This window comes from Burkholderia sp. SR8, from assembly GCF_052851275.1.
In genome coordinates this window covers 59,765-74,417 of the sequence record NZ_JAULUC010000018.1, presented here as the reverse complement: position 1 = coordinate 74,417, position 14,653 = coordinate 59,765, and the positions used below count along the sequence as shown (strand labels likewise).

Below are 14,653 nucleotides of genomic sequence, written 5' to 3'. Positions count from 1 at the left end.
CTACGTGTTGGTTGAGGCGGCCGGCGCCGTGATGCGCGCCACCGGCAGGCGCAGCACCGCGCGCGTGCCGCGGCCGGGCGCGCCCGCTGCGCGGCTGTCCGGTGCGGCTGGCCGCTCGGTCGCGCGCTGCGCCGACGCCGCGGCGGCATGACCGTTCGCGCCGCCACCGGCGCGTCCGTTGCCGGCCGCCACGCGCGGCGTGACATCGGACAGTTCGATCTCGCCGCCTAAACGCACGGCCGCACTGAACGCGAGGTACAGGCCGACTCCGTGCCCGCCCTGCGTACTGTCGACCGGCATCGCGCCGAGCGATTCGCGCAACGCGGCCGGAATGCCAGGGCCGTCGTCGCATACTTCGAATTCGATCCGGTCGACTCCCCGCTCGCCGTGCGCGAGCTTCGCGGCCAGCGTCACGCGGTGCGGGCTCGCGCGCGCGGCGTTGTCGAGCAGGATCGTCAGGATCTGGCCGGCCGCGACCGTGTCGTCGAGCGCGACGCCCGACGGGCGCGCGCCGAGCAGCTCGAACTGCACGTGCGGATGCCGCAGCCGCCAGTGCTCGACGAACGTGTCGAGCCAGTCGTCCACCGGCTGGCGGCTCGCCGGCGCGCTCGCGCGGCTGCGCAGGCGCGCGAGCGCCGACGTGCAGAGCGTCATCTGCTCTTCCAGCACCTTCAGGTCGGCCTCGTAGCGCGCGAGCCCCGGATCGGCGCGTGCCGCATCGCGCAGTTCCTCCGCGAGCATCGCGATGGTCGACAGCGGCGTGCCCATCTCGTGCGCGACGGTCGCGGCCTGCACGCCGAGCGCGACCGCCCGCTCGTCGCGCAGCAGATGCGCCTGCGCCTCGCCGAGCGCCGCATCGCGCTGGCGCAGCGCGTTCGACATGCGCGCGACGAACCACGCGATCAGCCCGACGCTGACCATGAAGTTCACCCACATCCCGGTGCGGTAGTAGTCGAACAGATTCGCCGGGTTGTCCATGTTGAGCGGCACCGAATCGAAGCCGAGCGCCGCGTAGCACGCGACGGCGAACGCCGCGAGCCAGATCATCAGGTGCCACGGCAGCACGGCCGCCGCGATCGCGAGCGACGGCAGGTACAGCGACACGAACGGGTTGGTCGTGCCGCCGGACAGGAACAGCAGCGCCGACAGCGCGCCGAGGTCGACCCACAGCTGGCCGAGCAGTTCGAAATTGGTCTCGGGCCGCGCACGCAGCACGCGCACCCAGGTCAGCGCATTGAAGACGATTTCGAGCGCGATGACCATCAGCATCGCCGGCAACGGCAGGTGCACGCCGAAATAGGTCTGCACGACGCCGATCGTCGCGAGCTGGCCGATGATCGCGAGATTGCGCAGCCAGAACAGATGGCTGAGGTTGACGCGCCCGGTGGTGGTGATTCGTTGCATCCGAGCAGTTTACCCGTTTAGCGCCCGGCGCCTCCACCTGGGGCCGGATCGGGCCGGACGAACGGGCAACCGGGCGCGGCTGCGTTCCGTCGGCGGCACGGGCCTGCACCGTCAGCCGGCCGCGCCGGCCATGCGCTGCGCGAGCTCGTCGGCCAGGCACTCCGGGCAGCGGCAACGCGCGCCGGCCGCGGGCGGTGCACCGCCGGGCACGGCCGGCATCGACGCGCACCAGCAGTCGAACGGCTGCGTGCCGGCGCCGCAGTCGAAGCCGCGCCCGCAGTGCGGGCAACGCGCGCGGTGCGGGGTCGAACGGGCGTCGGCGGCGGAATCGGTCATGGGCTCGGGCGCGAAAGCGGGCGTGAACGTCGCCCTACGCGACTAGCATAGCGCGGCGCACGGATTTTGCACGTCGGCCGCCCGGCCGATGCGTGCCGCGAAAGCGCGCGGGCGTGCGCGGCGCCTGCCGCGTCCGCACCGCCGCCGCCACCCTGCCGCGACGCACGGCGCCATGGCAGGCGGGCCGCAGCGCGACGCACACGGGTCGCGGCACCGGCCTTCCGGCCGGTCCAAAAACCGGATGCTGCGCTGCGCCACTCCTGTACAATTCGCCCTGTTTCAACCGTTCCCAGCCAGAGCCGCCGCCATGTCCGAGCCCATCGACCTCTCGCAGATCGCCCCGACGCTGAAAGCAGAAATCCTCGCCGAGGCACTGCCGTACATCCGCCGCTACCACGGCAAGACCGTGGTGATCAAATACGGCGGCAACGCGATGACGGAAGAGCGGCTCAAGCAGGGCTTCGCGCGCGACGTGATCCTGCTCAAACTCGTCGGCATCAATCCGGTGATCGTCCACGGCGGCGGTCCGCAGATCGATCACGCACTGAAGAAGATCGGCAAGGCCGGCACCTTCATCCAGGGCATGCGCGTGACCGACGAAGAGACGATGGAAGTCGTCGAGTGGGTGCTGGGCGGCGAAGTGCAGCAGGACATCGTGATGCTGATCAACCACTTCGGCGGCCACGCGGTGGGCCTGACAGGCAAGGACGGCGGCCTGATCCACGCGCGCAAGCTGCTGATGCCGGACCGCGACAATCCGGGCCAGTACATCGACATCGGCCAGGTCGGCGAAGTGGAGGCGATCAACCCGGCGGTCGTGAAGGCGCTGCAGGACGACGCGTTCATCCCGGTGATCTCGCCGATCGGCTTCGGCGAGGACGGCCTGTCGTACAACATCAACGCCGATCTGGTCGCGGGCAAGCTCGCCACGGTGCTGAACGCCGAGAAGCTGCTGATGATGACCAACATCCCCGGCGTGATGGACAAGGACGGCAATCTGCTGACCGACCTGTCCGCACGCGAGATCGACGCGCTGTTCGAGGACGGCACGATCTCCGGCGGCATGCTGCCGAAGATCTCGTCGGCGCTCGACGCCGCGAAGAGCGGCGTGAAGTCGGTGCACATCGTCGACGGCCGCATCGAGCACTCGGTGCTGCTGGAAATCCTGACCGAGCAGCCGTTCGGCACGATGATCCGCTCGCATTGAGCAAGCGCCGCCAGCCAGCCAAGCCCGACCTGCCGGCGTCGCTACGACGCCGGCGCATTTCCCGCAGCCGGCCGCGTGCCGGCGCGCCCGTCTGGCTGTTCGATCTCGACAACACGCTTCACCACGCATCGCACGCGATCTTTCCGGAGATCAATCGCGCGATGACGCAGTACATCATCGACACGCTCCACGTCGGGCGTGCCGAAGCCGACCGGCTGCGCACCGGCTACACGCAGCGCTACGGCGCCGCGCTCCTCGGCCTTACGCGCCATCATCCGATCGATCCGCACGACTTCCTGCGGGTCGTCCATACGTTTTCCGATTTGCCTGCGATGCTGCGCGCCGAGCGCGGTCTTGCGCACATCATCGCCGCGCTGCCGGGCCGCAAGTTCGTGCTGACCAACGCGCCCGAGAACTATGCGCGCGCGGTGCTGCGCGAGCTGCGCATCGAGCGGCTGTTCGAGCGCGTGATCGCGATCGAACACATGCGCGACCGCCGCACGTGGCGCGCGAAGCCCGATCACACGATGCTGCGCCGGACGCTGCGCGCCGCACATGCGCGGCTCGCCGACGCGATCCTCGTCGAAGATACCCGCAGCCACCTGAAGCGCTACAGGCGCCTCGGCATCGGCACGGTATGGATTACCGGCCACCTGCCTGGCCATCTGCCGAATATTGGCCGTCCGCATTATGTCGACCAGCGCATTCGTTCGTTAAAATCGCTGCGACTGGGCACACGATCGGGGCGACAGAAATGCAGCCGACTTACCCGCAGGACCAAGCCGTAACGGAAGACCAGACCACGCCGTCCCGCTCGCGCCCGAAGCCGGGCGAGCGGCGCGTGATGATCCTGCAGACGCTCGCCACGATGCTCGAGGCGCCGAAGCCCGAGAAAATCACGACGGCCGCGCTCGCGGCCCGGCTCGACGTGTCGGAAGCCGCGCTGTACCGGCACTTCGCCAGCAAGGCGAAGATGTACGAAGGGCTGATCGAGTTCATCGAACAGGCGCTGTTGGGGCTCGTCAACCAGATCGTCGCGAAAGAGCCGAACGGCGTGCTGCAGGCGCGCACGATCGCGCTGACGATGCTCAATTTCGCCGCGAAGAATCCCGGGATGACCCGCGTGCTGACCGGCGAGGCGCTGGTCGGCGAGGACGAGCGGCTGACCGAGCGTGTGAACCAGCTGCTCGACCGGATCGAGGCGACCGTCAAGCAATGCCTGCGGGTTGCGCGTACGGAGGCGCAGGCGCCCGATGGCGCGGCGCCGTTCGCGCTGCCGGCCGATTACGATCCCTCCACGCGTGCGAGCCTGCTCGTCAGCTATGTGATCGGCAGATGGCACCGGTTCGCAAAAGGCGGGTTCCAGAAGCCGCCCGGCGAGCAGGCCGATGCGCATTTGAGACTGATCCTGCAGTAGCGCGCGCCACCGGCGCACCGACCGATGCGCGATCCGCGTGCCTCAACATGACGCCCCCTGCGCCGGATCGAGCGCGTTTCAGACACGAACGGCCCTGATCCCGACAACGACCGCACAGGCGTCGATTGACCGGGGTCATCCGCTTTATAACGACCGGCACGCTTGTCGAACGAATCCGATCCGGCACACCACGTGAGCCCCGCACAAGATCAGGATTCCTGTTTATTGATGTAAATCAACAACCTGCCATCGACGTCGCCTCTCCGGCGTCTGTCGCCTTTCGCCCGGGCATTCGAAGGCCGGCCCCGACGCCGCTGAATGGCCTCCTGCCCCGCACCGACAGCATCCGAGCCAGACACCAGCGTATCCCGCACTCGTCCGTCTGACGATATTTAGAAGAATTTAGTACTCGACCGAACAAATCCAGACGCGGATTAGTAATCGTCCAATTCTTTCAAACACCTTAAAAGTTAACAATATCACCTGTTTCCTGTCGCCGTTTCCGTTCCGTTTCAACGACGCCGGCAGAAAGCGCTCAGGAAACGTCGGTGCGTCGTCTCGCGACGCAGGACTCCTTACTAACAGGTACTTACATGTCCAAAAAAGCACTTTCCATTCTGATGGCGACAGCGGGTCTCCTGGCCGCAGCCTCGTCGGCCCACGCAGCAGACGGCACGATCACGATCACCGGCGAAATCACCGCCCAGACCTGCAACATCTCGGGCGACGGCGGCGGCAAGGATTTCACCGTCACGCTGCCCACCGTGTCGACGTCCGCACTGGCCACGCCGGGCTCGACGGCCGGCCGCAAGCCGTTCCGCATCAACCTGACCAACTGCTCGCCGAATTCGGGCAATGCATCGGTGTACTTCGAGCCGGGCACGACGGTCAACGCGCAAACGGGCCAGCTGTTCAACGCAACGGGTGACGCGAAGAACGTCGAAGTCGGCCTGCTGAACAAGGACGGTTCGAAGATCGAGCTGGGCAAGGCGCAACCGCAGCAGAACTCGCAGGTCGTGCCGATCGCGGCCGGCGCAGCCGAGCTGAACTACTTCGCGCAATACGTCGCAACCGGCGGCGCGTCCACGGCCGGCTCGGTCAACACGTCGGTCATGTACTCGGTCTCGTACCAGTAACGCGGTCGGCCGACCGGCGGCCCGGGCACGCGATGCAGTGGCGCTGCACGGGCCGCGTCCGACCAACACTGAACTGTCATCTACAAGGAGAAATCGGCGATGGAAATGCCAATGAACGTGCGTTTGAGCGTGGGCGCCGCAGCGCTGATCGCGTCGCTGGCCGGCGTAAGCACCGCGGATGCAAGCGTCGTGATCGGCGGAACGCGCGTGATCTATCCGGAAAAGGAGCGTGAGGTCACGGTCAAGCTGACCAACGAGGGCGACCGGCCTTCGCTCGTCCAGGCATGGGTCGACGACGGCCACGCGAACGCGCTGCCCGACGACTCGAAGGTACCGTTTACGCTGACGCCGCCGTTGTTCCGTCTCGATCCGAAGAAAGGCCAGAGCCTGCGGATGATCTATACGCAGGAGCCGCTCGCGCAGGACAAGGAAACGCTGTACTGGCTCAACGTGCTCGACGTCCCGCCTCAGGCGACCGACGATTCGAACGATCCGAACATGCTGCAGCTCGCGTTCCGCACGCGCATCAAACTGTTCTTCCGCCCTGCCGCACTGCAAGGCGTCGCCGACGAATCCGCAGAAAAGGTCACCTGGAATTTCGCGCCGAAGGCCAGCGGCGGCTATGCGCTGCAAGCGACAAACCCGACGCCCTACCACGTGACGTTCACCAAGCTGATCGTCAAGTCCGGCGGCACGACCTGGACCGACGACAAGGGCGGCATGGTCAAGCCGGGCGCCACCGAACAATTCGACGTCGGCAACGTGCCGTCGCCGTCCGGCGCGCCGATCGAGGTCGACTACACGTTCCTCAACGATTACGGCGCCGCCATCGAAGGCCGTTACGCGCCGAAAAAGGCGCACTGACACAGCCCGACCGTTTCCGGCTCAACCCGTCGCTCACCGGCGGTGCGGCACTCGCACCGGCGCAGGCAGACCGTCGCTCGCGTTATGACGATGCGGCATCAACACATTGAATTCATGCGAGCGAATCATCACATTCAACCACTGGAGTCCTCGGCGCGTTTCGCGCTCAAACCGAGCTGCCTGCTCGTCATGGCGACGCTCGGGGGCTGGACGGCCGGTGCATTCGCAGCCGACGCGTCAGCCGCCCCGGCGGAGCGCTTCGACGTCGCGCAGGTTCAGTTCAATGATACGTTGATGATGAAGCCGCGCGGCCAGCGGCTCGACCTCGATCGCTTCGCGAAAGGCAACCCGGTTCCGGCCGGCGAGTACCTGGTCGACTTCTACGTGAACGAAACGTGGACCGGCCGCTCGACGGTACGCTTCGATGCACCGGCAGGCGCGACCAGCGCGACGCCGTGCTTCGATCGCACGCTCGTGAGCCGCCTCGGCCTCGACAGCGAGACGCTGACCGATGCGGCGCGCGCCGAGCTGGCGCGCGTGCAGGCCGGCGAGTGCACGGACGTCGCCAAGCTGGTGACCGGCGCGACGGTTGAGTTCGACATGTCCGAGCTGCGGCTGAACGTGAGCATTCCGCAGGCATCGCTGCTGCGCAATCCGCGTGGCTATGTGAGCCCGGAACTGTGGGACAGCGGCGTGCCGAGCATGACGCTCAAGTACGACGCGAACGTGTTCCGGAACATGTCGTCCGGGTATGACACCACGCAGGCCTATGTCGGGCTGAACGCGGGCGCCAATATCGGCAACTGGCATTTCCGCCACAACGGATCCTATAGCGCGCAATCCCAGGGGCCGAGCCGCTACCGGAGCCTCAATACCTACGTGCAGCGCGATCTGCCCACCTGGCGCAGCCAGCTGAAGATCGGCGAGACCTATACCGACGGCACGCTGTTCGAGAGCGTCGGCATTCGCGGCGCGACGCTCGAGACGGACGACCGGATGCTGCCCGACTCGATGCGCGGCTATGCGCCGATGATTCGCGGCGTCGCCACGAGCAATGCGCACGTCGAGGTATCGCAGAACGGCGCGCTGCTGTACGAAACCAACGTCGCGCCAGGCCCGTTCGAGATCAACGACCTTTACCCGACCGGCTATGGCGGCAACCTGCTCGTCACGGTCACCGAGGCCGACGGCAGGAAGCACAGCTTCACGGTGCCGTATGCGGCGGTCGTGCAGTCGCTGCGCCCCGGCATCTCGCGTTTCGGCTTCGCGGTGGGCCAGTTGCGCGAGCCGCTGCTCGAGCGTCATCCGAATTTTGCGCAGGCCACCTATCAGCGCGGCATCAGCAACCTGCTGACCGGCTACGTCGGGGCCATCGTCGCGGAAAACTATCTGGCCGGGCTGGTCGGTGCCGCGTTCAACACGCCGGCCGGCGCGTTCGCGGTCGACGTCACGCAGGCGAGCGCCCGCATTCCGGGCGTGTCGGCCACGAGCGGCCAGAGCGTGCGCGTCAGCTACAGCAAGTCCGTCGAAGCGACCGGCACCAACGTCGCGGTCGCCGCGTACCGCTACTCGTCGCGCGGATACTGGGGCATGCGCGATGCGATGTATGCCCGGGAGCAAGCGGCAGCAGGCCGGGATCCGGGCGACGTGTACCGGCAGCGCAACCAGGTTCAACTGACGCTGAACCAGACGCTCGGCGAAGGGCGCGGCACGCTGTTCGCGGTCGGCTCGTCGTCCAGCTACTGGAATCGGCAGGGCACGACCACGCAGTTCCAGGTCGGCTACAACAACAGCCTGCGGATCGCCGGCCTCAACGTGAGCTACAACCTGTCGGTGTCGAGGCAGCGCGACGGTTATTCGGGCAACCTGAACAACCAGGTCTACGCGAACGTGACGATCCCGCTCGGCCGGCGCTCGTATGCGCCGACGCTGAGCTCGAGTATCGCGCACGACAACCAGGGCGGCACCACCGGCCAGATGTCGCTGACCGGCACGGTCGGCGAATCCGGCGCGTTCACCTACGGCTTGAACACCACCACCGGCGGCGGCTCGACGTCGGGCGGCGGCAACGCGCAGTATCGCAGCCCGTTCGCGACCTTCTCGGGCAGCGCGACCGGCGGCAGCGGCTACTCGAGCGTATCCGTCGGCGTATCGGGCGGCGTCGTCGGCCATGCGGGCGGCGTCACGCTGGCCAACGACCTCGGCGATACCGTCGCGATCATCGAAGCGAAGGACGCCGTCGGCGCCCGCGTCACCAACGGCACGGACGTCCGGATCGGCCGGCGCGGCTATGCGGTGCTGCCGTATCTGACGCCGTACAAGATGAACACGATCGAGCTCGACCCGAAGGGCATTCCGCTCGACGTGGAGATGCTGACGACGAGCCAGCAGGTCGCACCGCGCGCGAATTCGGTGGTGAAGCTCAAGTTCGGCACCGTCAGCGGACGCGCGGTGCTGCTCGGGATCCATCAGCCGGACGGCACGCCCATTCCGTTTGGCAGCGCGGTGGTCGACGAGGAAGGCAATTCGATCGGGATGGCGGGCCAGGGCGGCACGGTGTTCACCCGCGGGCTGAACGACTCGGGTGTGTTGACCGCGAAATGGGGCAACCGCAGCAATCAATCCTGTTCGCTCTCCTACAGTTTGCCGACGGAGCGAAGCAAGCATGCCGCGTACGAGCGGATGGACGCGAAATGCGACTACTCGCCGATCACGGCGAAGCCATAAGCCGCGTCGCATGCAACCGCCTCCTTCGAATACTCAATTTAACGGTGAAATTTCATGACATTCGCCCCGCGCAGGTTAGCTCATCATCTTCTCGGATTGCTCGCCGTCTGGCTGGTGCCGATGGCATGCGGCGTCGGTATTGCGAACGCGCAAAGCAGCTGCAAGTTCGACAACGCCACCGGCATCCGGAACAAGTATTTCGCCTTCAACAGTGGCGGGAAAATCTCCGTCCCGCCCAATTTGCCGAATGGCGCCGTGATCGCGACCGCGACGGTGGAATTCCCTTACAGCTGCACGGCCAACCCGGCTTCCGGCGGAAAACCCGGCGGATACCAGATGAAGTTCAAACAGTGGTATCACCCGACCGACATACCGGGGGTGTTCTATACCGGCGGGATGGGTGGCACGGCGCCCGGGGGCCTCTATGAGCACTACCTGTACCTCGGCATTCGCACGACGAACCTGGATACGGGCGAAGTCATGATGGGGGCGCCCAACGGGTATCAGTTGTTCGGGCCGCCGATCGAGCAAACCGGGCCGGTCAGCGGTGTGGTGAGGATCAAGAAAGAACTGATCAAGTTGAGCGACAAGCTTTACAACTTTCCGAACGGCACGATGGGCAACATGACGCAGTTCGACTCCGAGATCTACGCATTCGACAGGAATACCGATCAATACAAGGCATTGTTGCGGACGTGGTGGTACGACGGCGGGTCGAACCTGGCGGTCAAGCCGGTCAGCTGCACCGTGCTGAACAACCCCGTCAAGGTACCGCTGCCGCCGGTCGCGGCCAGCAAGCTCAATGCAATCGGCATGACGGCCGGCGATCGCGACTTCGCCATCAGCCTGTCCTGCAAGACCGGCACGAATCTGTACGTGACGCTGACGGACCTGACCAATCCCGGAAACACGGGCAATCAACTCACGCTCACGCCGAACGCCACGGCCAAAGGCGTGAAGCTGCGGATTCTGCGGAACGGTCAACCCGTCGGCTACGGTCCTGATTCGTCTGCGGTCGGCAATCCGAACCAGTGGTACGTCGGCCCGTCGGGCGCGACGTCCAGCATTCCGCTGAGTGCGCAGTACATCGCGACCGGCGCCGTGACCGCAGGAACGGTCGAGGGTGTCGCGACGTTCACGATGAGCTATCAGTGAACGCATCGCACTCGATCTCGCAGTAATTCGGCAGTGTGCCGGCCGCAACCCAATCTCAAGCGGCAGGCGCGCGCCATCGGTCACCGTCCGATCGGTGACCGGAACAAGCTTCTGATCAGCAGTCCGACAGGACTTCATCGGAAGGTGATTGTCGGATGAACTCGACATGCCGCCCATACGGCCAGTCCCGGCGGGCAGGCGGCACGACGACGGAGTCCGCGTTTTTTCCAACCAGTACTCGAGGAAATTGATATGAAATTCGCACTCTCCAGCATCGCCGCTCTCACCGTCGCAGCCGCAGCCATGATGCCGGCCGTTTCGCACGCCGCCGACGGCACGATCACCATCAACGGCAAGATCGGTACGCAGACCTGCAAGATCAACGGCAACGGCACGGGCCTCAAGGACTTCACCGTCGCGCTGCCGAAGGTGTCGACGTCCGCGCTCGCCAGCGGCGGCATGACGGCCGGCCGCACGCCGTTCAAGATCGGCCTGACGGAATGCTCGCCGGCAACCGGCAACGTCTACACCCACTTCGAGGCGGGCACGACGGTCAACACGACGACCGGTCAGCTGCTCAACGACAAGGGCACCGCGAAGAACGTCGAAGTCGGCCTGCTCAACGGCGACACGACCAACATCGGCGTTGGCAAGGCCGATGAAAACTCGAAGACGGTCGCGCTGTCGAATGGCGCTGCAGACCTTCCGTACTACGCCCAATATGTCGCAACGGGCGGTGCCGCAAGCCAGGGCACGGTGAACACGTCGGTGATGTACTCGATCATGTATCAGTAAATGCCGATACGGCGCGCGCTCCGCGCGCGCCAGCTTCATCTCCGGTGAGCGTGCGGCGGGATTGCACGCGCCGCTTTCCTGCCAGCCCGGCGGACGCGCCCCCTCCGACGCGCCCGCCGGGTTCTCTCGCTGCCGCCGGCCAAAGCGGCATCACCCCCGCCACCGGCACGCGAGCCCGCCGTACCGCGGCCTCCGTTGCTGTTCCGCTCCCCATCGAGGCGGAACGTCCACGTTCGATGCGTGCAGCCGAGCGGCCCGCCATTCCATTCCCCGATCCACGATCGCCGGACGATTCAGGTCGCACCAGCAATGCACGTCGATGAATCTTCACGCCTCATGCGGCCGCACGCCGCCCCTCCGATGTTTCTGCAAAATTCGAACTCGTCCAATACCCAAAATCACCTGATCACACTAATTTTTACCTCCTTGAGATATAAAGAGGTGATCGGGTGAACCGCCGTTATTTCCTGTTTTCCCATGCACGCATCGGCCGACGTGTCGTGCATTCCGCCGTGCTCGCCGGCGCCGTGATGCCGTGGCTGGCGACGGCGCAAGTCGTCGGCGGCGGTCCGCAACTGGCGGACGGCCTCGCGCTCGAAGTCGCACCGGGCGACTATTCCGCGTCCGGCCAGGCCGTGCTTTCCGCGATCAAGGGCGGCGTGCTGACGACCGCCGGCAAGACCCGCGTGTTCTCGACCGGCTACGCCGCGGCAGGCGTTGCCGCCGAGGGTGCGGGGTCGCGCGTCGTGCTGCGCGATACCGAGATCCGTACCCGCGGCGGCATGAGCCAGGGCATCGGCCTTCGCCAGGGCGGCAGCGCATCCGCGGAGCGCATCTCCATCGATACCGACGGCGACTACGCACACGGCGCATTCATCGACGGCGCCAACAGCCGGCTGTCGATCTCCGACAGCGTAATCGTGACGCGCGGCAAGGAGGCGTCCGGCATCATGACGATCCTGGTTCCCGGCGGCACCATCGACGTGACCGATACGCTCTTCCGTACCAGCGGCTTGTTCGCAACCGGCCTGTCGCTCAGCTACGACGGCATCCGGGCCACGCTGAAGCGCACCGATATCCGGACCGACGGCGACTATGCTTCGGTGCTGTACATGCCCGGCGCTTCCACCGTTGCATTCAGCGACTCGCATCTCGAAACCAGCGGCAATGCCGCGCTCGGCGTGGACACCCGCGAGGGCGGCGTTACGCTCGAACGCACGCGCGTCGTCACGCACGGTATCAGTTCGCACGGGCTCTATGCATCGAAGGAGTACTCCGGCACGCCCGTCGTCGATGCTACCGATACACAGGTGACGACCACCGGCGAGCGCGCGATCGGCGTGGTCGCCCGATTCGGCGGCAAGGTCGCGATGACGCGCGGCGCCATCGTGACGAACGGCGAACGCGCGCGCGGCGCGCTGGCGGCCGGCGCAAACTCCGTCGCCTCGCTCACTGACACGAGCGTCGAGACGCACGGCACCCAAGCCACCGCGTTGTATGCGAGCGCCGGCGGCACCGTCGATCTGCTGCGCGCCGACGCGCGCACGACCGGCGCGGGCGCCTATGCAGCGGGCGTCTATGGCAGCACGCTGGCAGTTGACGACGGCACGCTCGTCAGCGAGCGCCACGGTGCGATCGACGCGTCCGGCGCAACGATCGATCTGAAAAACGGCACGCGCGCGATCGGCGGCAACGGCAAGCTGCTGTCTGTCCACGCCGAGTCGGGCGACCCGGTACACCTGACGCTGGACGCGCACTCGTATGCCGAAGGCGACATCGTCAATCACCCGACCGACGACGGCAGCCCGACCCATGCGGTGACGAACGTCACGCTCGCGAATGCGTCCACGTGGACCGGCGCGACCGACGCGGTCCGCACGCTGTCGCTGGACACGAACAGCCTCTGGACCGTCACCGCCGATTCGTCGGTCGGTTCCGTTGCACTGAACGATTCGACGATCGCATTCGACGCGCCGCCGGCCGGTGGCGCACCGACCCCGCGCACGCTCGTCGTGGCAGGCGACTATGCGGCCCACAACGGCAAGCTCGTCCTCCATACGACGTTGCAGGACGACGCGTCTCCCAGTGACCGCCTCGTGATCGACGGCGGCCATGCATCCGGCGACACCGGCATCGTCGTCAAGCGCGCGGGCGGCGACGGCGCGGCAACGACCATCGGCATCCCGCTCGTCGAAACGCGTAACGGCGGCACGACCGACGCGTCGGCATTCACGCTGGATGCGGCATCGGACGGCTACCGGAACGGCTTTGGCACGTTGTCGGCCGGCGGCTACGACTACATGCTCAAACGCGGTGGCGACGGCGGTCGAGCAGAAGACTGGTATCTCGTCTCCGCCGCAAAGCCTCAGCCGCCGACTCCGCCCGGCCCCGTCGACCCCGAGCCGCCGGTCGGGCCGGAAATCGATCCGCCGCCGCGCACCGCCGCACCGGAACCCGACGCGTATCTGGCAAACGCGGATGCCGCATCGATGATGGCCGTCCATACGCTGCATCAGCGTGAAGACGCGTCGTTGCGCACCGGCACCATCGCACCGGCCCCGCTCGACGGCGCCGTGTGGCTGCGTGTCGAAGGCCAGATGACGTCGATGTCCGGCGGCAACCGCAGCGTGTCGGGCAACGGGCGGCTGATTCACGCGGGCGCCGACCTGCTCCGCTTCAACGATGGTCGCGGCGGCAGCGTGCGCATCGGTGCGATGGGCATGTACGGCAGCCAGACGAACTGGTCGACGCGCCCGCTATGGAATGCCGTCGAGCAGCGCATCATGGACGCCACCGCGCGCGGCAGCGTGGAAGGCTACAACGTCGGCCTGTACGGCACGTGGTATGGCAACCGCGACATCCTGACCGGCCCCTACGTCGACGCCTGGTTCATGTACGGCGCCTATGCGAACAGCGTCGGCGGCAGCCTCGCGGCCGATTCGTACCGGTCCCGCACCGTGACCGGCTCGGTCGAGACCGGCTATTCGTTCGGTTTCTACGAGCGCGGCGACACGCGGTTCTTCGTCGAGCCCGAAGCGCAGCTGGTCGTATCCGACTATCGCGCGGACGCGCACGGCACCGCCGGCGGCCGTCTCGACGGCCAGGGCTCGACCGACGTGCTCACCCGCCTGGGCGTACGCGTGCATGGCGTGACCACGATGCCGCACGGCCGCGAGCTCCGGCCGTTCATCGAGGCGAACTGGTGGCACGGCCCGGGCTCGCGCTCGCTGACGCTCGACCGCAATGCGTTCTCGTACAGCGTGCCGCGCGACCGCGTTGCGGTCCGGATCGGCGCGACCGGGCAGGTGAGCCGGCAATTCTCGATATCGGCAAGCCTGGGGGTGGAAGGGAATCTGTCCGACTACTCGGTGGTAACGGGGCAGTTCTCGGCCAAATACCGCTGGTAATGCCGCCTGCGGGGCGGGGGCGCGAAATTCGCGCCCCCGCGGAATTCCGCTATACTCCTCCGATCTGCCGCCCCCTTCGCGGCAGGTCGGAAGCGCGCCGATTTGCTGACTCGATTGCGGGCGCGCGAACCGGCCGGGGCCTTGATGCATCGTGCGTCGTTCCCCGGCGGTTCACTACAAATGCGGCTAAAGAGGTCGTCAGCCG

The 14,653-nt window shown here is 66.6% G+C and carries 11 protein-coding genes; 9 read left to right on the top strand and 2 right to left on the bottom strand.

What is annotated here, in order from left to right; genetic code table 11:
- Window positions 1-1,404, bottom strand: coding sequence for an ATP-binding protein (locus Q3A80_RS21955; RefSeq protein ID WP_446330975.1), 1,404 nt, complete (start codon window positions 1,402-1,404; stop codon window positions 1-3).
- Between the two features lie 111 nt (window positions 1,405-1,515).
- On the bottom strand, window positions 1,516-1,740 hold the full coding sequence (locus tag Q3A80_RS21950; protein ID WP_446330974.1) for a cysteine-rich CWC family protein: 225 nt from the start codon (window positions 1,738-1,740) through the stop codon (window positions 1,516-1,518).
- A 307-nt stretch (window positions 1,741-2,047) separates the two neighbouring features.
- Between Q3A80_RS21950 and argB the strand changes: the two genes are divergently transcribed.
- From argB to Q3A80_RS21905, 9 genes are all read left to right on the top strand, one after another.
- The gene (argB, locus tag Q3A80_RS21945) at window positions 2,048-2,947 is read left to right on the top strand and encodes an acetylglutamate kinase (protein WP_006490510.1); all 900 of its coding nucleotides are present in this window, start codon (window positions 2,048-2,050) and stop codon (window positions 2,945-2,947) included.
- A complete protein-coding gene (locus Q3A80_RS21940; RefSeq protein WP_446330973.1) occupies window positions 2,944-3,735 on the top strand; it encodes an HAD-IA family hydrolase in 792 nt (263 codons plus the stop codon). The genes argB and Q3A80_RS21940 overlap by 4 nt, the downstream gene beginning before the upstream one ends.
- Window positions 3,702-4,364 (top strand): nucleoid occlusion factor SlmA, encoded by a 663-nt coding sequence (gene slmA / locus Q3A80_RS21935; RefSeq protein ID WP_446330972.1) that lies wholly within the window; start codon window positions 3,702-3,704, stop codon window positions 4,362-4,364. The genes Q3A80_RS21940 and slmA overlap by 34 nt, the downstream gene beginning before the upstream one ends.
- Window positions 4,365-4,957: 593 nt before the next feature.
- Window positions 4,958-5,500, top strand: a complete 543-nt coding sequence (locus Q3A80_RS21930; RefSeq protein ID WP_446330971.1) for a fimbrial protein — start codon at window positions 4,958-4,960, stop codon at window positions 5,498-5,500.
- A 105-nt stretch (window positions 5,501-5,605) separates the two neighbouring features.
- Window positions 5,606-6,364: a fimbrial biogenesis chaperone gene (locus Q3A80_RS21925; RefSeq protein WP_446331032.1), complete on the top strand. Its 759-nt coding sequence runs from the start codon at window positions 5,606-5,608 to the stop codon at window positions 6,362-6,364.
- Between the two features lie 189 nt (window positions 6,365-6,553).
- A complete protein-coding gene (locus Q3A80_RS21920) occupies window positions 6,554-9,091 on the top strand; it encodes a fimbria/pilus outer membrane usher protein (protein ID WP_446330970.1) in 2,538 nt (845 codons plus the stop codon).
- Window positions 9,092-9,145: 54 nt separating this feature from the next.
- Window positions 9,146-10,246: a fimbrial protein gene (locus Q3A80_RS21915; RefSeq protein ID WP_446330969.1), complete on the top strand. Its 1,101-nt coding sequence runs from the start codon at window positions 9,146-9,148 to the stop codon at window positions 10,244-10,246.
- A 252-nt stretch (window positions 10,247-10,498) separates the two neighbouring features.
- Complete coding sequence (locus tag Q3A80_RS21910) at window positions 10,499-11,041, top strand: fimbrial protein (protein WP_446330968.1); 543 nt, start codon at window positions 10,499-10,501, stop codon at window positions 11,039-11,041.
- Window positions 11,042-11,490: 449 nt separating this feature from the next.
- Window positions 11,491-14,448: an autotransporter family protein gene (locus tag Q3A80_RS21905; RefSeq protein ID WP_446330967.1), complete on the top strand. Its 2,958-nt coding sequence runs from the start codon at window positions 11,491-11,493 to the stop codon at window positions 14,446-14,448.
- The last annotated feature ends 205 nt before the right edge of the window (window positions 14,449-14,653 follow it).